The sequence below is a fragment of the Mycobacterium paragordonae genome, assembly GCF_003614435.1.
Classification (GTDB): Bacteria; Actinomycetota; Actinomycetes; order Mycobacteriales; family Mycobacteriaceae; genus Mycobacterium; species Mycobacterium paragordonae.
Genome location: NZ_CP025546.1, coordinates 710,537 through 732,519, shown reverse-complemented (window position 1 = coordinate 732,519; position 21,983 = coordinate 710,537). Strand labels below are relative to the sequence as shown.

The 21,983-nt window shown below is 67.6% G+C and carries 17 protein-coding genes; 9 read left to right on the top strand and 8 right to left on the bottom strand.

The window, feature by feature from the left end; translation table 11 throughout:
• Window positions 1-40: 40 nt before the first annotated feature.
• Window positions 41-2,176 (bottom strand): DUF7159 family protein, encoded by a 2,136-nt coding sequence (locus tag C0J29_RS32660; RefSeq protein ID WP_162951380.1) that lies wholly within the window; start codon window positions 2,174-2,176, stop codon window positions 41-43.
• Window positions 2,177-2,312: 136 nt separating this feature from the next.
• Window positions 2,313-2,951: a cutinase family protein gene (locus tag C0J29_RS03305; RefSeq protein WP_065162156.1), complete on the bottom strand. Its 639-nt coding sequence runs from the start codon at window positions 2,949-2,951 to the stop codon at window positions 2,313-2,315.
• A gap of 70 nt (window positions 2,952-3,021) precedes the next feature.
• Between C0J29_RS03305 and C0J29_RS03300 the strand changes: the two genes are divergently transcribed.
• Complete coding sequence (locus C0J29_RS03300) at window positions 3,022-3,783, top strand: alpha/beta hydrolase family protein (RefSeq protein ID WP_065045349.1); 762 nt, start codon at window positions 3,022-3,024, stop codon at window positions 3,781-3,783.
• A gap of 22 nt (window positions 3,784-3,805) precedes the next feature.
• Here C0J29_RS03300 and C0J29_RS03295 read toward each other — a convergent pair whose 3' ends face one another.
• Complete coding sequence (locus C0J29_RS03295; protein WP_120791512.1) at window positions 3,806-6,415, bottom strand: LuxR C-terminal-related transcriptional regulator; 2,610 nt, start codon at window positions 6,413-6,415, stop codon at window positions 3,806-3,808.
• Window positions 6,416-6,457: 42 nt separating this feature from the next.
• Complete coding sequence (locus C0J29_RS03290) at window positions 6,458-6,655, bottom strand: hypothetical protein (RefSeq protein ID WP_065162154.1); 198 nt, start codon at window positions 6,653-6,655, stop codon at window positions 6,458-6,460.
• 117 nt (window positions 6,656-6,772) lie between these two features.
• Between C0J29_RS03290 and C0J29_RS03285 the strand changes: the two genes are divergently transcribed.
• Window positions 6,773-7,792: an AbrB family transcriptional regulator gene (locus tag C0J29_RS03285; RefSeq protein ID WP_120791511.1), complete on the top strand. Its 1,020-nt coding sequence runs from the start codon at window positions 6,773-6,775 to the stop codon at window positions 7,790-7,792.
• Here the strand turns inward: C0J29_RS03285 and C0J29_RS03280 are convergent.
• A complete protein-coding gene (locus C0J29_RS03280; protein ID WP_120791510.1) occupies window positions 7,782-8,429 on the bottom strand; it encodes a TetR/AcrR family transcriptional regulator in 648 nt (215 codons plus the stop codon). The two genes, C0J29_RS03285 and C0J29_RS03280, sit on opposite strands and share 11 nt — an antisense overlap.
• A gap of 60 nt (window positions 8,430-8,489) precedes the next feature.
• Between C0J29_RS03280 and C0J29_RS03275 the strand changes: the two genes are divergently transcribed.
• From C0J29_RS03275 to C0J29_RS03260, 4 genes are all read left to right on the top strand, one after another.
• Window positions 8,490-9,686: an acyl-CoA dehydrogenase family protein gene (locus C0J29_RS03275; RefSeq protein ID WP_197748179.1), complete on the top strand. Its 1,197-nt coding sequence runs from the start codon at window positions 8,490-8,492 to the stop codon at window positions 9,684-9,686.
• A gap of 94 nt (window positions 9,687-9,780) precedes the next feature.
• The gene (locus C0J29_RS03270; protein ID WP_120791509.1) at window positions 9,781-10,764 is read left to right on the top strand and encodes a TauD/TfdA family dioxygenase; all 984 of its coding nucleotides are present in this window, start codon (window positions 9,781-9,783) and stop codon (window positions 10,762-10,764) included.
• 76 nt (window positions 10,765-10,840) lie between these two features.
• Entirely contained in the window at window positions 10,841-14,083 is a 3,243-nt protein-coding gene (locus tag C0J29_RS03265; protein ID WP_120791508.1) for an MMPL family transporter, read from the top strand.
• A gap of 74 nt (window positions 14,084-14,157) precedes the next feature.
• Entirely contained in the window at window positions 14,158-15,042 is an 885-nt protein-coding gene (locus tag C0J29_RS03260) for a cyclopropane mycolic acid synthase family methyltransferase (RefSeq protein ID WP_120791507.1), read from the top strand.
• An 11-nt stretch (window positions 15,043-15,053) separates the two neighbouring features.
• On the opposite strand, the gene C0J29_RS03255 is transcribed toward C0J29_RS03260, so the two are convergent.
• Window positions 15,054-16,157 carry a hypothetical protein gene (locus tag C0J29_RS03255; protein WP_120791506.1) on the bottom strand — a complete coding sequence of 368 codons (1,104 nt, stop codon included), beginning with the start codon at window positions 16,155-16,157 and terminating at the stop codon, window positions 15,054-15,056.
• A 9-nt stretch (window positions 16,158-16,166) separates the two neighbouring features.
• On the bottom strand, window positions 16,167-16,847 hold the full coding sequence (locus C0J29_RS03250; RefSeq protein ID WP_120791505.1) for a class I SAM-dependent methyltransferase: 681 nt from the start codon (window positions 16,845-16,847) through the stop codon (window positions 16,167-16,169).
• A 27-nt stretch (window positions 16,848-16,874) separates the two neighbouring features.
• On the opposite strand from C0J29_RS03250, the gene C0J29_RS03245 reads away from it, so the two are divergent.
• From C0J29_RS03245 to xylB, 3 genes are read left to right on the top strand one after another with little or no spacing between them, the layout of a single operon-like run.
• Window positions 16,875-17,708, top strand: coding sequence for an AraC family transcriptional regulator (locus C0J29_RS03245; RefSeq protein ID WP_065045357.1), 834 nt, complete (start codon window positions 16,875-16,877; stop codon window positions 17,706-17,708).
• Complete coding sequence (locus tag C0J29_RS03240; protein ID WP_065045358.1) at window positions 17,705-19,099, top strand: mannitol dehydrogenase family protein; 1,395 nt, start codon at window positions 17,705-17,707, stop codon at window positions 19,097-19,099. Before C0J29_RS03245 ends, C0J29_RS03240 begins: the two co-directional genes overlap by 4 nt.
• Window positions 19,096-20,478 (top strand): xylulokinase, encoded by a 1,383-nt coding sequence (gene xylB / locus C0J29_RS03235; protein WP_120791504.1) that lies wholly within the window; start codon window positions 19,096-19,098, stop codon window positions 20,476-20,478. The genes C0J29_RS03240 and xylB overlap by 4 nt, the downstream gene beginning before the upstream one ends.
• On the opposite strand, the gene C0J29_RS03230 is transcribed toward xylB, so the two are convergent.
• The gene (locus C0J29_RS03230) at window positions 20,468-21,967 is read right to left on the bottom strand and encodes a bifunctional phosphatase PAP2/diacylglycerol kinase family protein (RefSeq protein WP_065045360.1); all 1,500 of its coding nucleotides are present in this window, start codon (window positions 21,965-21,967) and stop codon (window positions 20,468-20,470) included. The two genes, xylB and C0J29_RS03230, sit on opposite strands and share 11 nt — an antisense overlap.
• Between the last annotated feature and the right edge of the window lie 16 nt (window positions 21,968-21,983).

Genomic DNA, 21,983 nt, shown 5'->3' with positions numbered 1-21,983 from the left:
TCCACCCGCGATCAGATCGGTGTCGGGGTTTGGCCTGGCGCTACCTTTTCCCGCCGCCGGAACTGCCACTGCCGCCGCTGGAACTACTGCCACCCGTGGAGCTGCTGCCGCCACCGATGGAGCTGCTGCCGCCACCGATGGAGCTGCTTCCGCCGCCGATCGAACTACCTCCGCCGATCGAACTACCTCCGCCGCCACCCAGCGAGCTTCCACCCAACGAGCCCCCGGGGGAGCCACCGCCACCACCGAGCGAACCCCCACCCAACGAGCCCCCAGGGGAGCCACCGCCAGTGCCGGGCGAGCCACCGCCGGTGAGCGAACTGCCGCCCGTGATCGGGGGGCTGGTTCCGGGGATTCCAGCGCTCCCTCCGCCGGCGGTGGGTAAGGGCTCTGGGGCCGGCGCGGGAAGAGCAGCGGGTAGCTGCGGTGCGACCGGAGGCACATCCTGCGCCGGTATGCCTGGCGAGGCAGGAATCGTCGGACCCTCAAGAACGGGACCACGGACCGGCGGAGTTTCCAGACCCGGCAGGCCCGGAACCACCGGAGCATCAGGTGCCGGAACATCAACGGGCACTTGAGCTTCGGGGACGTGGACCGCTGGCGGGGCCACCGGAACAGGCCTGGGCGGCTGGGACACCGGAACGTAAGTGGGGGGTTGTGACACCGGAACGGTGGTCGGTGGTTGCGACACCGGGACCGTCGTCGGAGGTTGCGTCACCGGGACCGTCGTCGGAGGTTGCGACACCGGGACCGTCGACGGGGGTTGCGTCACCGGAACCGAAGTAGCGGACTGCGACACCGGAACCGAAGTGGGGGGCTGCGACACCGGGACCGACGTCGCAGGCTGGGTCACCGGGACCGTCGTCGCAGGCTGCGTCACCGGAATCGACGGAAGTTTTCGCGGCGGAATGCTTGGCGCAGCACTTGGGGGCTGCACGCCTGGCAGCGGCAGCAGTATCGGGTAATTGGGGTAATCGGCGTCCGGGACCCTCGGCGGCAAGGCGTTGGGCATCAGGATGGGCAGCGCGAGAAGAGCGGGGGGTGGTCCTCCGGAAGAATCACCGGGTAGCACCACGGAAGGCAGCGGGATGGAGGGGGCAGAGGGCGGCAGTTGCGTCACCGGACCCGTCGGACGCATCGCCGTCGGCCGTGAATCCGGCGCGACCGCCAGCGGCGCCAAAGGCATCAGCGGCGCCTGCATCAGGCGGTTCTGACCTGGGACGTGATGCAAACCCACCGCCGCCGGCCGGATACCGAGCGCCAACGAAACTTCAAGCGCCACAACGGCACTGATCAGGGCGACCGCCCCGACGCTGCCCACCAGCAGGACGGGTCTGCGCTGCCGCAGCGTCTCGCCCAGTTCGGCTTCTTCGCCCGTTTCAAGCACCGTGGTGGGCGCGTCCATCTCTTCGTCCGGCAACACGCTGTACGCGACGCGAGGCAGCGTCACCGCCTCGTCCTCCCGAGTGCCGGAGACACGAGCGAAGGCGAAGGCGTCGGTAGCCAGAGCGGTCGGCGATGCGCCGACGGACGCCAATGCCGCTCCACGCGCCAGCGCCGTATCCGGTTCCTCAGGCACGATTACCGCGAGCGACGTTGCCTGCTGGAGTTGCAGTTTGATCATGGCGATGTCCACCCCGGACCCGATGAGGAACACGCCGTCTGGCCGGGTGGCGAGTGTCTCGGCCCACGTGATCAGCTCGGCCGGCGTCGTGACGGCACCGGCGCCGCGCAGCGGTTCGTTCCGGATGTCGGCGATCGCCCCCTGCACCGCGTCAATCACCGCCAGAGTCACGCTGCCGGGTTCAACGAACAACACCGCCATGTGCTCGGAGTTGATCGCCTGCGCAACGGCTTGCGCCAGGGTTGTCGCGGCGATGAACGGCGAGCTGAGCGTGATGATGCCGGCGTTGCAATCAGCCAGCGCCTCATCCAGCCGGCCCGCGTCGGATTCGTCGGTCCAGGTCACGCCGATCGACATCACTCGGTTGCCGGCCGCCGCTGCAGCGTCTTGGACATCCTGTATCACCGCCACCAGATGGTCAGTTGCTGAGCCGCGGCCGACATCGACCTGGAACTCCCTCTCCTCGACGGTGACGCCATCCGCTTTATGCCCCTCGACCAGCACCATACGAACCGCCGCCGGTGTCATCGATAGCCCGAGTACGATGTCCACTTTTTCTCCAAATGCGTTAGCCAGCGAGTCCCGGTCCAGCCAGAGAAACCGCGACACTCGCTGATCTAAAATATCACCGCATCGGATTCGTTACCGTACTCAGCAGTTAGGTATTAGCTGAGAATTCCGCCCGCCGCTACAGCTTGCCTGCCACAAAACTGGCCGCCTGATCCACCAGTCCGGAGTCGATATAAGACGGCTGCAGATGCGACGGCCAGTTCGTGCCCCTACCGCAGATGGGATCCCCGGGCGCGCACTGGTCGATCGTCTTTCCGGCGAAGGCCGGCGACAGCCCACGAGTCCCGTTACCGAACAACGCGACCGCGGCGACGTGCTGGTCGACGCCCGGCGGCAGGACGTTGGTGAACCCGAACAGCGGACGGCCCCCGGTCACCAAATCGGCCACCTCGGCGCCGAGTGAATAGCCGCCGAGCACCATGCGCGTATTCGGGCAGTCTCTGGCCATCGACTGGACGTGAGCACTCATGTCGTTGGCACCGGTGCCGGTGGTGATGTTGGCCGGGTAGTTGACCCCGTAGACGCCGATCGACATCCGCGTCTTGCCGCGCAGCGAATTGACGAGGGCATCCCCGACGGCGCCGACGCCGGGTGGTTCCTCACGGCCGCGGGCGAAGACCACTTCCGCGTCGGGGCAGGCCGCCGCTGCCTTCGGCAACGATGACGCGGGGCCGATGGCCAACCCGAAACCCAGCAGGACGGCAGTCGCCAGGCTGAGAGCAGCGTGCGCGCCTGGCATTATCGCGACAAGCCTCATGACGCGATGTTACGGACCTGCCCATCAGGCGTCGAACCGCTCGGGCCGTCGGCGGTGTTAGATCTCCAACATGGGCGAACGCGTCACGTTCCGAAGTTCGACGGGGCCGAACCTGGCGGGGATCATCGACGTGCCGGAAGGCGAGGTGCGCGGCTGGGGAGTGTTCGCACACGGCTTCACTCTCGGCAAAGAGTCGCCGGCCGCGGCCCGCATTTGCAAGCAACTGGCCGCCGACGGGATCGGCATGCTGCGCTTCGACGCGCTGGGTCTCAGTGGATCCGAGGGAGATTGGGGCGACGGGTCGTTCACCGTCAAGGTCAACGACATCGTCAAGGCATGCGAGTTCATGGCCGAGCGCGGAACCCCGGCCGACATATTGGTCGGTCACTCGTGGGGCGGCGCAGCCGCACTCGCCGCCGCCCGCCAGTCACCGGGGGTGCGGTCGGTCGTCACGGTGGCGGCACCGATAGACCCGAGCCACGTCGAAAAGCATTACGACGCAGTGGTTGACCGTTGCCTGTCCGAAGGCAGTGCCGAGTGGATGGTCGGCGGGCGCACGCTGACCCTGAAGCGGGACTTCGTCGAGGATGTGCGCGCTGCGCATCTGCACGACAAGATCAAAGGACTACGGTTGCCGCTGCTGATCCTGCATTCGCCGACCGACAACACGGTCGGCATCGGAAACGCGACCGAGATCTTCCGGCTGGCTCGCCACCCGCGCAGCTTCGTCTCGCTGGAGGGTTCCGATCACCTGCTCACCGCGCGGGGCCAGGCTCGGCGGGCTGCCCGGATCATCGGCGCGTGGGCCGACGCATATCTCGACGAGGACTAAGCCCTCGTTTCAACCCCGCGCCTCAGCCCCGCGGCTTCAATAAAGCAGCAAGTTCCTCGCGGCTGGAGACTCCGGTCTTAGTCATCGCCCGGTAGATATGACCTTCGACCGTGCGCACCGACAGTGTCAGGCGCTCGGCAACGGCACGGCTGGGCAGGCCCTCTCCGAGCAGCATCACGATCTCCCGCTCCCGCGAGGTGAACGGAACGGGCACGCTGGCCTGACGAAGCGCTGGGGTGATCGCGCCGCCGCACCGCTCGGCCAGGGCATCCGCGCGTGTCGAGCAGCTCAACGCCGACCCTCGTAAGTCTTTGTGGCGGAACGCTATCGCTGCGTGCGCTGCCGCGTCGAGCGCGGCCATGAGATCGCCCTGTGTTTCGAAATCCTCTGACACCGAGACCAACTCGGCTCCGTCACCCGTCGCCAGCGCGGCGGCGAACCGGGCGGCGATGCCGACCCGCGGGCCCTCCACGAATTGCGCGAGCTCGCCCAGCCGTGCTGCCGTCGACCCAGCACCGAATTGCGTGGCCGTCTGCAAGCACAGCACCTCCGCAGCGTATTGTCCGGTGGCACAGGTCGATTCGGCCGAACGAAGCGCAATGTTGATCGCTTCGCTGAGCGCACCCTGGCAGGCAGCGACCCAGGCGCGCGCCAACTCGTGCTCGAAAGCGACGAAACCCCAACTTCGATGGTGCTCTGCCTCCACAGCATCAAGTGCGGCGGACGCGTCGTCAGCCAGGCCGCACATGGCCAGTGTGACGGTGAGCGGAATGAGGTAGCGATAGCGAAAACCGTTGGAATCACCGGCGAAAAGCTCGACAACGGTCTGCAGGTGCTTCCTGGCCTCATCCAGACGTCCCGATCCGGCCGCAGCCCGGCCCATGATCGCCGCGCCCAGAAGTTGGGCGACACCGGGAACATCCGCGGTCTGCTCACGCGCCTGCTGCGCCAGGGCGCTGGCCTTCGACAAGCGACCACTGAGCAGCAGCGCACCCAGATGCCGGTCGGCCAGAATCAACCTCATGTGGGCCGCGGTGGACGTGCGCTGCACGCAGGCGTAGCCGACTTCGGCCACCCGGTCCGTCTCTGCGGCGTGCCCCGCATCGCCGTGGGCGACGACCAGCGCCCACGCCGCGGCGGAACTGATGATTCCGGGCAGGCATTCCAGATCGACGGTCTCCCCAAGGGCAATCGCCTTGTGGGGCTGTGCCATCGATGCCCAGTAGACGGTCAGGTAGGCGTCGCTCCAGCTACGTGTGGACGCCGTCGCCACGTGTGCGGCTTCCTCGAACAGCTGCCTGGCACCGTCGGGATCAGCCAGCCCCCACAGCCTGTTGAACCCGCGATGACCGAGCAGATAAACCCGATCCTCCTCGGAGAGACCGTCGGTTGGGGTCGCAGCCACCGCCGCGTCGGCCTCCGCACCGCGTCCTTGCCAGGCCAGCGCGAACGAGCGGATGTTGTAGGCCGGTACACCGCATCCGGCGCGAATTGCCGCCGCCGCCAACCGGTCCGCCAGCGGAGCATCGGCGAGGAACATCGCGCCTTCGGCTGCCCGAAGAAGGAGTTCCCCGTCGGGTGCGAGATCGGAGTCGACGCTCAACACCGCGCGGCGCACCACTGTTCGCACTTCGTCGCGATCTTCGGACGCGGCCAACTCGGTGGCGACCCGGCCGCGCAGCCGGCGCAACCGGGTTGCCGCAGCCCGCGACCGGCGCAGCTCGCCATACAGCGGATGAGCCAGCCGCACTTCCACACTGCCGTCGACCGGGCCGATCGCAATCAGTCCCCGCACGTCGGCCTCCTCGATGGCCGCCGCGTCCACCAGTCGCGCCAGGGACTTCAGTTCGATCGGCTCTCCGACCGCCAGCGTGTCCACGACATCGCCCACCGCACCGGGCAATGTCCCCATTCGCGACTCGATCAACTCGGCCAGACTGGGCGGCACCACCGGGTCGCCGGTCCATCGCCAATAGCCGTGGCGTTGCACCAACCGGCCATCGGCCCGTTCCTGTTCGACGATGTTGCGCAGATACAGTGCGTTGCCCCGCGTCAGCTTCCAAAGTCTTTGCGAGACATCAGGATCAACGGGCCCATTTAGGGCCGCCGACAACAATGTCGCTGTTTCGTCGGCCGAGAGCGGCTGCAGATCCAGTCGCTCGAAACCGGCGCTCCACACTTCCCGTAGCGCAGCGGAAAGCGGCTCACCGCTGCGAACCGTCAACACCACTTTGGCCGACCGGCGCTGGACGATCTGGTGCAGCACGAACACCGACAGGTCGTCGAGCAGGTGCGCGTCGTCGACGGCGATGACCACCGCGGTGTGTTGCGTTGTGGCCGTCAGCGATTCGATCACGTCGCGAACGAGGTGTACCAACTGCCCGTCGCCTGGCCCGGGCACCCGCACCCAGGCGGCGAATGCACCCAGGGGAAGCGATTGTGCCGACGCGCTGGCAACAGCCCAGCGGGTGGCGCACCCATGAAGGCCCGTGAGTGCGTCACCCGCAAGCCGGCTCTTTCCGACACCGGGTGCGCCACAGACGAGGACCCCCGGTGTGCGCGGATCAGATATCGCTGCCCGGATGACGGCGATTTCCTGTGCCCGGCCGACCAGCGGCCACGTCAGACGCACCCGGTTAGCGTAGGAGAGTCGGTGCAGCAGCGCACGGGTTCGTCACAGCTTGCGAAGCCGGAGTGCGGCAAGTTTCGCCTCGGCGACCCGGTAGAAACCCTCGAGGAAGTCGTTCTCGACGCCGACGTATTCGCAGATCACCTCATTCGCCACGCCGGCCTCGCGCAGCCGCAGAGCCAGCGAATACGGCAACGGCAATCTGCGCAGCGCCCGCTCACGCTCGGTGAGTTCGTCTGACATCAGGCCAGCGTGCAGCGCCATGAACGAGCTCGGTTGAGTAGACCGATACTCAACTTGCCCGGGCGCCTGTCCTGCGCTTTAAGAATCCGCCAAGGCGTCTGTTGAAACCTCGACACCATGAACCCGATTGACCTTCTCATCGTCGCCGTTGTCTGCGGGGCCTTCGCCTGGTCGATGGCACGGTATGCGCCCAAGGCCGTGCCGGGAATCGGCCTGGCCGCCCAGGGCGTGCTCGGCGTCTACACCGGGCTGATGGTGCGCGACATCTCGTTCACCGCGCTGGGCTCGCACTGGCCGATCGTCATCGCGGTCGCCCTAAGCACCCTGGTCCTCAGCGTCGCGGGCGGTGCGTTGCTCGGCCTGCACCGCGACATCACGCCGCTGACCGGTGGCCTGGCGCTGGTGGCCGGCGGCTCGGCCGGACTGGTCGCCATCGCGCGTGAACTCGGCGGTGACGATCGCGTCGTCGCGGCCGTCCAGTACCTGCGCGTTGCGCTGATCACCGCCGCGATGCCCGTCGTCGCCACCGCCTTCTACCACAGCACTCCTTCGCACACCGCCGAGATCGCTGAGAAGTCCTCTCTGCCTTGGTATTTCACGCTTCCACTGATCGCCGCCATCGTGGCGGTCGGCGCGGTCGCCGGACGTCGGCTGCCTGGCGGCGGGCTGATCGGCCCGATGGTGATCACCATCGGCCTGGAATTCGCCGGGCTGGCCAACGGCCTCGCGGTGCCGATGGTGTTGTTCCAGGCCGGAATTGTGCTGATCGTCCTGCAGACGGTGCTGGCGCTGGACCGTGAGTCGCTCCGGGCGATTCGCCGGATCCTGCCCGGCGCGTTCGCCCTGATCATGGTGCTGAACGTGGCCGCGGCCGGCCTGGGCGTGGTCCTGGCTCACTCGGCCGGACTGAGCATGCTCGACGGGTACCTGGCGACCAGCCCCGGCGGTGTCTACGCGGTGCTGGGCACCGCGGCCGGCTCGGGTTCGAACGTCACGTTCGTGATGGCGTCCCAAGTCATCCGGGTGGTGCTGATGCTGGTCGCCGCGCCGTTCGTGGCGAAGATGTTCATCCGGTTCACGCCGCGGAGCGCCGCGGCGGTTCCGGTGCACCGGGAACTGGTGCCCGTCACCGCCTGAGCAGGGCGTCGGTGAGCGCGGCGGTGATGAACTCGCCGTACCGGGCCGCCGACCAACCCCGCTCCAGCACGAGCAGCTCGTAGAGTTCGGGCGCGTGGTAGGTCCACAGCACGTCACGCGCCACGGCTGCGCCGACCCGCAGCTGGCCCGTCTTGCCCAGATCAGCGGCGAACATCTTCATGGCGGTTAGCGTTTCGTCGCGGATCTGTTTCCAGACCGCCGCGGCATCCGCAGACGAAGCGGCCCCGTCACGTGCCAGCAACTGGACCGGAGCACTACGGGGCATGGTCGATGCCAGGTGTTCGGCGTAGATCGCGATCTTGCGGGTGGCCTCGGGCGCGTCGAGCACCTTCTGGATGACCTCTCGTTGGGCCATCGGAATCGGATCGTCGTCGCCGGCGACCGACACGTCGAAAAGTGCTTTCAGGACACCGGCTTTGGTGGCGAAGGTCTTGTACACCGTTTCCACCGACACGCCCGCGTCCCGGGCGATCTCGGCGATCTTCGTCGCCGCATAACCCTGGGCGAGGAAGCGTTGCCGGGCGGCCTGCAGCACGCGCGCCCGGTTCTGTTGCGCCTGTTGGCGACGCTGCGTCGAGTCATAGCGCCGCGCCGGCTCCTTCTTGACAGCTCCCATAATTAAGTACATGCTCCTGTATCGAATACAGTTTCTTGTATCAGAATAGGGGAGCCACACATGACCACCGCGACCAGCACACCCATCACCCCGCCCGACGGATTACGGCCCATGACGGTCGCCCGTCTGCTCGCTCCCGAAATCACCCGGCGCGCAACCGAAGCCGAGGCCGCCGGTACCGTGCCGGCGGATCTGGTCCAGCGGTTGCGGGCGGCCGGAATCTTCCGCGCCCTGCAACCGCGGGCACTCGGCGGCTCGGAGATGGCGCCCGTTGATTTCATCGAGGTGATCGAGGAGTTGGCCCGCGCCGACGGTTCCGCGGGCTGGATCGCGGCCATCGGCGCGGGGGCGCCGGCTTTCACGGCCTGGCTGCAACCGGCGACCGCTACGCAGCTGTTCGGGGCGGACGCCGACTTCACCGCGGCCACCGTATTCGCCCCTACCGGGCGGGCGGTGCCCGACGGCACCGGACGCTTCGCCCTCGACGGGCGCTGGCCGTTCGCCAGCGGTTGCCGGCACGCCGAGTGGTTCTTGACCGGGATGTTCGTCTTCGACGGCGACGCGCCCCGCCTGCTTGCCGACCGGGGTCCCGACTGGCGCCTCGCATTCCTTCGCCGTGAGGACGCCGAAATCGTCGACAACTGGGACGTTCTGGGGCTGCGCGCCACCGGCAGCAACGACATCGTCGTCCGCGCTCTCAGCGTCGCCGAGGAACACACCATCAGCCCCTTCTTCGAGCCCGCCCAACACGACGGCCCGCTCTGGCGACTGACGTTCTTCTCGCTGGTCGGAGTCGCTCTGGCCGGTGTCCCGCTCGGGATCGCGCGGCGCGCGCTGGACGAGTTCGTCGCTCTTGCGCCCACGAAGGTGCGCGCCGGGACGTCGCGGCCGATCGCAGAGGACCCTGTCGCACAGGTCGAGTTGGCAAGGGCTGAAGCCGGTTTGCGCTCGGCGCGAGCATTTCTCCTCGGCGAGGCCGGTGCGCTGTGGGACACTGCCTGCGCCGGAGACACGCCTGCCGTCGAGCAGCGCGTCCGCTTCCAGCTCGCCGCGCAACAGGCGATGCGCGCAGCACGCGAAGCCGTCGACACCGTGTTCGGTCTGACCGGCGCCGGCGCGGTGCAAGCCACCCACCCCATTCAGCGGTGCTTCCGGGATCTGCACACGGCCGGCCAACACGTGTACTTCAGCCCCGCAGCCCTGAAACGGTACGCCGCCGAGCGCTTCCAGTTAGCCCAGCCGACCTGGTTGTTCTGACCGCTGACCGCGCCGAGCGGCTCCAAGAATTTCTCAAGTGACTCTCGCCAAACTCATAGAAACGCATCTCAGCCGGACGAGAGGAGATGAAGAGATGCTCACAGCGAATGGAACACAACAGCAAGCACGTCAGCGCCGGTCGATCGCCGCCCCGACGGTTTGGGATCACGCCAGCCTGGACGCCTGGGACTACATGATCGCCGTCGAGCCGCAGCACGCCGCGGCGTGCCTGCGTATCCGGGACCGGCTGCGGCGGCTCGGCCGGCGCCTGGACACCATCGTGGCATCGGACTTCCAGGAGCCGGAGCTGGTGGAGATCGCCCGCGGCATCCGGCACTGCCTGCGCCTGGGCCCCGGCTTCTGCGTGTTACGCGGTCTGCCGCTGCAGGATTGGTCGGACGAGGAAGCATCGATGCTCTACTGGGGTCTGGGTACCTACCTGGGCGGCCCGCAGCCGCAGAACCGTCAGGGCGACCGGGTCTACCTGGTGCAGGACACCGGACAGACGGTCGCGGAGGCACGCGGCTCGAAGACCAACTCCGAGTTGATCTTTCACACCGACTCGGCCTGCGCCTACGCCGGCAGCCGGCCTGACGTCCTCGGTCTGCTGTGCCTGCGCAAGGCCGTGTCCGGCGGGGAGTCGGTCATGGTCAGCGGCCACACCGTGTACAACGCGCTGCTGGCGACGCAACCGGAACTGGTGGAGGAACTCTACGGGCAGTTCTGCTTCGACCGCTCACACGAGACCCAGCCGGGCGAGGACCCGTTCACGCACGGCTCGATCTTCACCGACACCCCGGAAGGTGTCCGCATCCGCTACAACCGGCTGCACATCGAATTGGGCCACTACCGCAGCGGCCAGCCCATGAGCGACCGGCAGCGCCAGGCCCTCGACGCTCTCGACCGGGCCCTGAATGACCCCGCCAACCACGTTGAGTTCACCCTCGACCCGGGCGACGTCTTCTTCGCCGACAACCACACCACCCTGCACAACCGGCGCAGTTTCGTCGACGCGCCCGAGGCAACGCAACGACGCTGCCTGGTGCGCCTGTGGCTGGCCGGCGAACCGCGCAACTGAGCGCAGCGAACCTTTAGAAACCCCCAAGACCGGCGCGACAGACTTCTGGCATCGGTCTGAGGGGAAAGGCGATGACATGTTGAGGCAGTTGGCCACTTTCACCGTGCGGCGCCCCAAGGCGGTGCTGGCGGCGGTCCTGGTGCTACTCGGCATCAGCGTCGTCCTCGGCGGCTCGGTATCCGACAAGCTGGGTACGGGCGGAAACACCGATCCGGCTGCGGAGTCGTCGCAGGCCGAGGAGTTTCTGGACCAGCATTTCGGCACCACTTCGAACCTGGTCATCCAGCTGCTGCCCCGCGAGGGCACCGTCGAAGCGCCCGATGTCGCGCCGGTGCGGGACCAGGTGCTTCGGCTCATCGCGGCCGAGCCCAAGGCGAAAGTCACCAGGGCTTTCGGTGACGAGGGAGCCGGCGACCTGCGCAGTAAGGACGGTCGTTCCGGCCTGATCCTGGTCCACGTCGGCGGAACCGCGGACGAGGCCGCCGACACCGCCAAGCGGATCATCGCGAAACTGCCCTCCGACCCCAACATCACCGTCCGCGCGGGCGGCTCACTGGGCGTGCAGCAGGAGATCAGGGACAAGGTCAAGCACGACCTCAAGACGAGCGAGAGCATCGCGGTGCCCATCTCGCTCGCCGTGTTGGTGATCGTGTTCGGCGGGCTCATCGCCGCGGCGCTGCCGGTGGTGGTCGGGGTCGTCTCGATCGTCTCCACCCTGTCGGTCCTGCTGCTCATGACGACGCTCACCGACGTGTCGGTGCATGCCCTCACGGTCACCACCGCGTTCGGCCTGGGGTTGTCGATCGACTTCGGCCTGCTGATGGTGTCCCGGTACCGCGAGGAATGCGCCAACGGGAAAGGCCACCACCAGGCCATCATCGCGACCGTCAACACCGCCGGCCGAACCATCCTGTTCAGCGCGGCGACGGTCACCCTGGCGATGACCAGCCTGCTGGTGTTTCCCACCTACTTCCTGCGATCGGTCGGGCTGGCCGCCACCGCCACCGTCCTGCTCTCGGCTTTCAGCGCGATCGTGGTGCTGCCCGCCCTGCTGGCCCTGCTCGGCAAGCGCGTCGACTCCCTGGCGGTGATCCGGCGCAAGGTGCCGCTGTCGGCGGACTCCCTGTTCTGGCGGCGCTTCGCCGAGGTCGTCACCCGCCGGCCGCTGCTGTACGCACTGCCGGTCGTCGCTGCACTGCTCGCGCTGGGGGTCCCGTTCCTGCACGCGCAGTACGCCACCCCCGACGAACGTGCGCTACCGACCAGCTCCAGCGCCCGCCTGGTGGCGGAGTCGTTGCAGCACGACTTCTCCCTCGACCCCTCACAGGCGATCACGCTGGTCTCCCGCAACGATGCCGACGCGCTCGCCAAGCTCGCCGCCGAGGTGTCGGGCATGGACGGTGTCGTCCTGGTCAACGGCCCCATCGGCCGCTACGAACACGGCCAGCCGGTCGGCCCGGTGCCCGCCGCCTCCGGAGCCGGATACGCGTTCGTCTACCTGTCGGTGCAGGCGGACTCCGACAAAGCTCAGCACCTGGTGCGCGACATCCGCGCCAAGATCAGCAACCACCAGGTGGAGGTGGGCGGTCCCACCGCCACGCTGATCGACAGCCGCGCCGCGATCGCCGACCGGCTTCCGCTGGCCATCGCGCTGATCGCGGTGGCGACGTTCATCCTGCTGTTCCTGTTCACGGGCAGCGTCGTGGTCCCGGTGAAGGCGCTGCTGCTGAACCTGCTCGTGCTGAGCGCGGTCCTGGGTGTCCTGGTCTGGATCTTCCAGCAAGGTCACCTGTCAGGACTGCTGGGGTTCACTCCCGCGCCGCTGAATCCGTCGATGGTCGTCCTGCTCTGCGCCATCGCGTTCAGCCTGTCCGTCGACTACGAGATCTTCCTGCTCAGCCGGATCAAGGAGGCCCGCGACTCGGGCCTGTCCAATGACGCGTCCACCGTCATCGGGCTGGGCCGGGTGGGACGAATCGTCACCAGCGCCGCACTGCTGCTGACGATCACCCTGATCTCGTTCGCCAACGGGCTGTCGTTCATGAAGATGTTCGGCATCGGCACCGCGCTCGCGGTCGTGATCGACGCGACGATCATCCGCGGTGTCGTGGTGCCGGCGTTCCTGCGCGTCGCCGGCGACCTCAACTGGTGGGCGCCGCGGCCGCTCCGGTGGTTGCACTCCCGGATCGGCATCAGCGAAACCCCGGCCGACGAGGACACCCCGGCCCACGAGCACACCCCGGCAGCCGAAGCCCCGGCGGCCGAAGCCCCGTCGCCCGCCGAAGACCTCGCCGTGGCGGCCGCGGTGCAGGCGGCCGGCGAATACGCCGCGGCCGGGCCGTCGGCCCTGCGTTCGACCGACGTCGAGGTCATCCCCGGTGCGCACCTGGTGGCCAACGTCAACGGCACCGTCATCGTGGTGGCCCACCGTGAGCGGACGGCGCTCACCGAGCACTCCGTCGCCGCGCAACAGTTGGCCGCCCTGTCCGAGATGGTCCGGCGGACCAACCCACAGAAGCTGGTCAGCGCCTTCGCCAAGCTCTCCCGTCAGCCCTGGACGCACACCCTGGTCGACGTCGGGATCGTCACCCCAACCGGAGCCGGGCTGGAGATCCTGCTGTGCGGCAGCATCACCGTCGCACTCGACGAGGGCGACGACCGGACGGTGCTGCACGGCCGCGGTCGCCTGGTGCACTACTCGGTGCCGATGCCGGCGGTGGCCGCCATCGTCGCCGTCGACGAATTGGGCCAGCGGTCCCGCGCCGGCGTCCAGCCCGGCGGCGTATACCGGCTCACCGGCGGAACCGTGCCCGGCGACGGCGCCGTCCTGCGGTCGGCGCAGGCCCCCCGCCAGTACGCGCCGGCGGTCGCTTCCCCGCAGCCCAACCGGTGGGTGGTCCTCGAAGACGGTTCCCGCATCGACATCGACCGCGACTGCGTCATCGGGCGCGACCCCTCCGGATCTGACGCGGCGCAACGCGGACTCAACCGGGTGAGCCTGGCAGACCCCGACGGTCTGATGTCCCGGGCCCACGTCGAGGTCCGCACCGTCAACGGTGACGTGCTCATCGTCGACCGTGGGTCCACCAACGGTGTCTACGTCCGCGAGCCGGCCCAACACGATTGGACCCGGATCGCCCCCTGGGAGCCGGTGACCTGGCGACCCGGCTCATACATCCAGATCGGCGGCCGGATCCTTCGGCTCCACGGCGGAGCCGCTCCGTTTTCCCAGCGTGGACCGCGTGTCACCAGGCACCACCACGCGCCGCGAGAGCCGCATTCCGGCCGCGCGTCCTCGGCGGCCTTCCCGACGGGCTAGCATGGTTTAGGTCAATCGGGCTTGGATCACGCGACGCTACGCTCGACGGGGGAGTCGAGTCGAAAGTTGCCGTTATGCCTGAGAACCAGAATGAATCCGAAACTTTGAAGCCACATTTCGAGGACGTCCAAGCGCATTACGACCTCTCCGACGAGTTCTTCAAGATCTTCCTGGATCCCACCCGGACCTACAGTTGCGCGTACTTCGAACGCGATGACATGTCCCTCGAAGAGGCTCAGATCGCCAAGGTGGATCTCTCGCTCGGCAAGCTCGGGCTACAGCCCGGCATGACGCTGCTCGACATCGGCTGCGGCTGGGGAACCACGATCGTCCGTGCGCTCGAGCAGTACGACGTGAACGTGGTCGGCCTGACCTTGAGCCGCAATCAGCAGGCGCACACCCAGCGACGGCTCGATGAGCACCCCAGCCCGCGCAGCAAGCGGGTACTGCTGCGGGGCTGGGAACAGTTCGACGAGAAGGTGGACCGGATCGTCTCCATCGGCGCCTTCGAGCACTTCGGCCGCGACCGGTACACCGACTTCTTCAAGATGGCCTATGAGGCTCTGCCTGACGACGGCATCATGTTGCTGCACACCATCATTCAGCCCAGCGAGGACGAATTTGCCGATCGCGGGCTACCCATCACCATGACCAAGCTGCGGTTCATGAAGTTCATCATGGACGAGATCTTCCCGGGCGGCGACCTTCCTCCCGCCAAGGCCGTCAAGGAGCACGCGGAGCAGGCCGGCTTCTCGGTCAACCGGATTCAGCAGTTACGCCCGCACTATGCACGCACGCTCGACACCTGGGCTGCCGCGCTGGAAGCCAACCGCGACGAGGCGATCGCCGTTCAGTCGCAAGAGGTTTACGACCGGTACATGAAGTACCTGACCGGCTGTGCCGACCTGTTCCGCGAGGGCTATACGGACGTCGCGCAGTTCACCCTCGCCAAAGGCTGAGCAGCCGACGCTCACTTGTTGCGGACGCAATCATAGGTGAGCTTGACCTCCTCACCCAGATCGACAACCTCGAACTGATCGACGGCGATGTCGTTGAATGACTGTGCGGTGACGCCTAATTCGGACCACTTCTTGGTACTGGTCCGGTCGTCGGCGAAGGTGAGCGGCACCTGGCCGCCATCGGCGAGCAGCATTCCGTACTTTTTCAGAGCGGCGATGACCACCCGTTCGGATTTGGAGAAGTGCGAGTCGTCGAAGTCTGCTCGCAGCCGGAACCGCACGCCGTAGGGCGGAGCATTGGGATCGGTACTGGCCGGGCCGCCGGCGTGGGTGGCCGGACGCACGTAGACGCCCTCCTTCATCCGGTCGTTCGGGAGGATGAAGCGAATAGCGTGATTGATTGCGCCAGAGGCGACTTCATCGGCAGTCGGCAACATTGCGGCAATGGGGAAACCGGCGGCGTCAGCGCTGGTGCACTGATCGCCACGCAATGTCTCGGGGTATGCCTTGGCGAGGTCCCAGACAACGAAGGCCTGCGCCGTGATGTCTTGACCGGACTGGCTGCCGTGATAGATCTCGTAAAGCTTGCGTTGGTCGCGATCGACGACGAGCAGGTGACAGTCTTCCTGCCCTTCGGTTGCGCCGGTGGTGTCACACTTGAGGCTGGACGAGCCTTCGATGTATGCCTTGGCCGGCAACGGCATTTGCGCGGGAACGGAGTCGCAGTCCGGTCCGCCGCCGCAATAGTCCTCGACGCCGACCACCTTCGTCTTCGGTGAGTTGCCGTCGGCGAACAAGATCGGGATGGAGAAGTCGGCCTGGAAGGCTCCGGTCCCCCAGCCGCCCGCCGCACTCAGCGCCTGAATGATCGCATCCGAGCGACCCGCCCTGGCGGCGCCGGAAACGTCGACGTTCCACGGCACGGCGGTGCTGAACAGGGCTCCGGCCGGCACCGGCGCCGTAGCACGGGACGAACCGGGCGCACCCGCCCCGGGCGATGCGTCCGAATTCGACGTCGCAGGTTTCGAGTGGCAACCGGCGACCAGGATGAGCACCGAACACAGGATTGCCAGGGCCTTTGCCGGCCGCGCGAGGTACGCCGCGCAGAGGTACATCGTCCGACATTAACGGTTCATCTCGTCCGCCGGAACCGGTCGGGTTGCCCGGTAAAGCGAGATGGACCCCGAGACAGTCCTGATCGCCGACACTTCGGCGACATCTGCGAACCCGGCCCGGGTAATCAACCCGGGCAGGATCCCGTCCGCGTTGGGCTGGGTGTCCTCTTTGCCGTCGGCGAACTGGACGATGCGGAATCCCAGCCGCATCAACGCGTCGCGCTGCACGCCGAAGTCGGCAATGACCAGTTCGCCGCCGGGGTGCAGCAGCGTGAACATGTCGCCGATGATCGCCTTCTTCATCGGCACTGGACACTGGTGCAGCACCAGGCTGGACACCACTTTGTCCGCGATCCCGGCTCCGATGAGTTCCACGGCCCGGTCCCCCATGGCCTGGACGAACTCGACCTCGACTCCGGCCCGGCGCACCTTGTCACGGGCAATCGCCAGCACCTGCGGGTCGGGGTCCACCCCAATGACCCGGGCCTCCGGCTGCTGCTGCTTCATCTTGATTGCCAAAGACGCGGTGCCACAGCCGATATCGATGACGGTGTCGGCCGCCTCGAGTGCCAGTTGCGCGATCACGGCCGAGCGCCACCGCTCTTCGCGCGTCAACAGCGCGATGACGGTGTCGTAGTACTTGGTGTATCTCGGGTTACCCGCGGCGGGCGTAAACGACTGCGCTGACATGACACTCAGTCGTACCATCGGAGAGCCATGACATTCTCTGCACAGACGGCCACAGCCTTGTCCTGCGCGGACAATCCTGTGTTGATCGACATGCGGCAGGGTGGCGCCTGCACGGCCGGTGCGTTTGTCTACGAAGGCCAACGGGTAACCACGGCGCGCCACGCCCACGACCTGCACCAGCTGGAGTACGTCGTGCAGGGCGTCTTGGAAGTGGAGACGGATGCCGGTGCCTACGTGTTGTCCGAGCGGCAGGCCGCCTGGATCCCGGCCGGCTTGGGACACATCAGCACGATCGACACCCGGGTGCGGTCGGTGTCGATATTCCTGCACCCCGGTCACCTGCGGCCTACCCGGCCGGGCGCCGGGATCGTGATGGTGTCGCCGCTGATCCGCCAGATGATCATCTACGCGTGCCGGTGGCCCATCGACCGGCGCTCCGCCGACCCGGTGGCCGAGGCGTACTTCCATTGCTTCGCCGAACTGCTGGCCGAGCTGCTCGGATCGCAGAGCCCGTTCAGTCTGCCGACAACCACTCATCCGCAACTCGCTGTGGCACTCAAACACACGCGTAATTCACTGGCTGGCATCACGATTGATGAGGCCGCCGCAGCCGCGGGCATGTCGCCCCGCTCGCTGCGGCGCCTGTGTCACCGCGAAATTCAGATGACCTGGCGCGACTACACGCAGCAGGCCCGGCTGATGCGGGCGGCAGCGCTTTTGGCCGATCCGCATTTGAGCGTGCTCCAGGTCGCGACCAGGGTGGGCTTCGACAGTGCCAGCTCGTTCACCCGGGCGTTCCGGGGTGCGTGGGGCCGGCCCCCGTCCGCCTACCGCCGGCACGGCAGCGAGTTGCCGGCATGAAACTCAACGCCCGCAACCTGCACACCCTGCAGATACCCACACCCGAATACGACCGCAGCCGCATCAAGGTCGGCATCGTGCACTTCGGCGTCGGGGGCTTTCACCGCGCCCACCAGGCCATGTACGTCGACCGGCTGCTCAGCCAGGGAATCGCGCGGAAGTGGGGCATCTGCGGGGTCGGTGTGCTGCCCGGCGACCGCCGGATGCGTGACGCGCTGCGCGATCAGGATCATCTGTACACCCTGACCCTGGCCCACCCCGACGGCACCCGGGAACCTCGAGTCATCGGTTCGATTGTCGACTTCCGTTATGCGCCAGATGATCCCGAGGCAGTAATCGAGCTGCTCGCCGATCGTGCGGTGCGCATCATCTCGTTGACGATCACCGAGGGCGGATACAACGAACCGCTGAGCGCCGTTTTCGCACTGGTCACCGAGGCGCTCAACCGGCGCCGGCTCCGCGGCTTGAAATCCCCGACCATCGTGTCCTGTGACAACATCGTCGGAAACGGCCACATCGCGCGGCAGGCGTTCACCTCCTATGCCCAAACGTCCAATCCCGCACTGGCGCAATGGATGGACGAGAACACCCGGTTTCCGAATTCGATGGTCGACCGGATCACGCCGGCCACCACCCCCGATGTGATCGAAAGACTGACAACCGATTTCGGTGTGGACGACGCCTGGCCGGTGATCACGGAGCCGTTCGCCATGTGGGCCCTCGAGGACGACTTCGCCGACGGGCGACCACCGCTGGACCGGGCGGGCGTCACCTTCGCCGATGACGTGTCGCCGTACGAAGCGATGAAGCTCCGCCTGCTCAATGCCAGCCACCAGGGCCTGTGCTACTTCGCGTATCTGGCCGGTTACCGCCTGGTGCACGACGCCGCTCAAGACCCGCTGATCGCCCAATTACTGGGCTGCTACATGGATTCCGAGGCGATGCCGACACTGACGCCGGTACCCGGGCTGAGGGAGTTCAAGGATGGCCTGCTCCCCCGTTTCGCCAATGCGCACGTCCGCGACACGGTGGCCCGGCTCTGCGCCGAATCGTCGGACCGGATCCCCAAGTGGCTGCTGCCGGTGGTTCGCGACAACCTGCGCTCGGGTGGCTCGGTGCGACTGTCGGCGGCCATCGTGGCCAGTTGGGCCCGCTACGCCGAGGGCGTGGACGAAGAAGGCCGTCCTATCGAGGTCGTGGATCCGCGGGCGGACACCCTGATTCCGATCGCACGCTCGCAGCGCAGGAACGCGTCGGCGTTTCTGGCCAACCGGTCGGTCTTCGGCAACCTGATCGAGGAGCCCCGTTTCGTGGAGCCGTATCTGTGGGCGCTGGACTCGCTACACCGCGACGGCGCCCGCGCGACAGTCGAGAAGCTGCTGCGACCGTGACCCTGGTCGCGGGCATCGACTGCTCGACACAGTCCTGCAAGGTTCTGATCTGCGACGCCGGCACCGGCGCGGTGATCCGCCAGGGCCGCGCCACGCACCCCGACGGCACCGAAATCGACCCCGCCGCATGGGAATCGGCCGCCGGGCAGGCGATCGTCGCGGCCGGCGGGTTGGACGACGTGGCAGCGGTGTCCGTGGGCGGACAGCAGCACGGCATGGTGTGCCTCGACTCCACCGGTGCAGTCGTGCGACCTGCGCTGCTGTGGAACGACGTGCGCTCGGCCCAGGCGGCACGCGACCTGGTGGACGACCTGGGCGGACCGCAGGCCTGGGCGCACGCCGTCGGACTGGTGCCGCTGGCCGCCGTCACGGCCGCGAAACTGCGCTGGCTCGCCGACCACGAGCCCCATCATGCCGACCGCACGGCGGCGGTGTGCCTGCCGCACGACTGGCTGACCTGGCGGCTCCGCGGTGAATCCGACATTGCGGCAGTAACCACCGACCGCAGCGACGCCAGTGGCACCGGCTACTTCGACGCCGAAACCGACCGGTACCGCGTCGACCTCCTCGAGCTGGCGCTGCGCGGGCGCAGTCCTGCCCTGCCACGCGTGCTGGGTCCCTCCGAATCATTGAGCGGCGCAACACTGTTCGGAGCCGGACTGGGCGACAATGCTGCCGCGGCGCTGGGCCTGGGCGCCGGTGAGGGCGACGTGATCGTCTCGATCGGAACCTCGGGTGTGGTGTGCGCCGTGGCCGCCGATCCGGTCCGTGACGACCGGGGATTCGTAGCCGGCTTCGCCGACGGCACCGGCCGCTACCTTCCCCTGGTGTGCACGCTAAACGCCGCGCGGGTGCTCGACGCGGCGGCGACGATGCTGCGGGTCGACCACGACGACCTGTCCAGCCTGGCATTGTCGGCTCCGCCCGGCAGCGCGGGCCTGGTACTGGTCCCCTACCTGGAAGGTGAACGAACGCCCAACCGGCCCAACGCCTCTGGTGCGCTGCACGGGCTTCGGGTCTCGAACTCGACGCCCGCCAACCTGGCCAGGGCGGCGGTGGAAGGCATGCTCTGCGCGCTGGCCGAGGGCCTCGCCCAGCTCACCACTCATGGCGTCAGTGTGCGCCGCATCCTGCTGATCGGCGGCGGCGCGCAGTCTCGCGCGGTGTGCGAGATCGCGCCGACCGTGTTCGGCATGCCCGTATTGGTGCCCACCGCAGCCGAATACGTCGCACTAGGCGCGGCGCGGCAGGCGGCCTGGGCATGCAGCGGATCACCGGCGCCGCCCGCCTGGTCCCCGCCGGCGACGCTGGAGTACGCGGGCGATGCCGCACCGGGCGTCCTGCAGCGCTATGCGCAGGTGCAGGATCTCACCGAATGAGGGGAAGCGGCCGGTAGACCGGCAGGGCCCGGTACTTCGAGACGAAGGTGGCTTTGTCGTACTCCTCGCCGATCTCGCCGTCATGCGCGACGACGGTAGGCCCATCGACCGCGGTGAAGGTGAACTCCGGCACCTGCATTTCGTGGTAGAGCGGGCTGCGTTCCAGCCGGCCCAGCACCAACGCGGTCAGGATCCTCGTCCTGGCCAGTCGGCGGCCGGTTTCCAGGATGCGCACATCGATCAGGCCGTCGTCCATCCGGGTGCGCCGCGACGGGGCGAATCCGGTTGGCAGATAGAGGGAATTGCCGATGAACATGAGTGAGGTCTGCAGCGTCTTGTTGTCGTAGCTGATGCGCACGGGCTGGCCGTTGCGCAGGGTGTGCAGCATCGCGTACATACCGGCCAGCGGTTTGCCGATGCGCTTTTCCAGCTTCTCCCGTTCCTGGACGAACGCGGGGTAGGCGCCGATGCTGGCGGTGTTGACCACCATGTGGTTCTCGTTCAGGCACATCATGTCGACGTAGGCCACGCTGCCACGCCGGATGGCTTCGATGGTCTTGGCGATGGAGTCGCAGCCGATGTCCTTGGCGAAGTGGTTGAAGGTGCCCCCGGGAAATACCGCCAGCGGCACCCCCGCATCGGCGGCGACCGCCGCGGCGGCGGCCACCGTGCCGTCGCCGCCGCCGACCGCCAGCACCTCGGCGCGTGCGACGGCGTCGCGCATTACCTGCAACGGGTCGTCATCGGAGCCGAGTTCGACGATCTCCGCCGCGGACAACTGGTCGCGAACCTCCTCGGCAACGCGGGCTCCGTTGCCGCTGTTCGACGCCGGGTTGACGACCAGGACCACCCCGGAACCGTCGGGGCGCTCCGCGACGTCCGCCCGCAGCGGTTCGGTCTTCGGCAGGGCGGTTTCGACGATGGGTGGCACCAACCGGCTGCCGAGAACGGCGATGCCGGAGCCGATCCCGAACCCGATGACGACATCACCGGGGTAGTGCGCACCGACGGCCACCCGGGACAACCCGACCAGGCCGGCCAGCAGGGCCAGCCCGAAGCCCAGCGTCGGGTTTTCCAGCCCCACTCCGACGGCGAATGCGGCCGCGCTGGCGGAATGCCCGGACGGCAGCGAATTGGACGTCGGCCGCCGCCGCACGCGGCGCACCAGCGGCACGGAATCGTAGAGCGGCCGCGGCCGCCGGCGGACGCGCTTGGCGACCTGGTTGGTCACCAGGCTGGTGACGCCCAGCGACACCAGCCCGCGGGTGGCGCCGCGCTGCGCGGAATGCTTTCCCGACGCGAGCAGCAAGGCTCCGATGGCGAACCACAGCTTGGAATGGTCGGCGGCCCGGGTCAGCGGCGGCATCGCCTTGTCGAGCAGCGGAGTCGGGCTCTCAGCGACCGCCTCGAACAGCTCGCGATCGAGAGCGCCCAAACCGCGCGTGATCTGTTTGACGCTGCGCAGCGGTCGCAATGGCCGTTCGTTCATTCGGTCCACCCTAAGG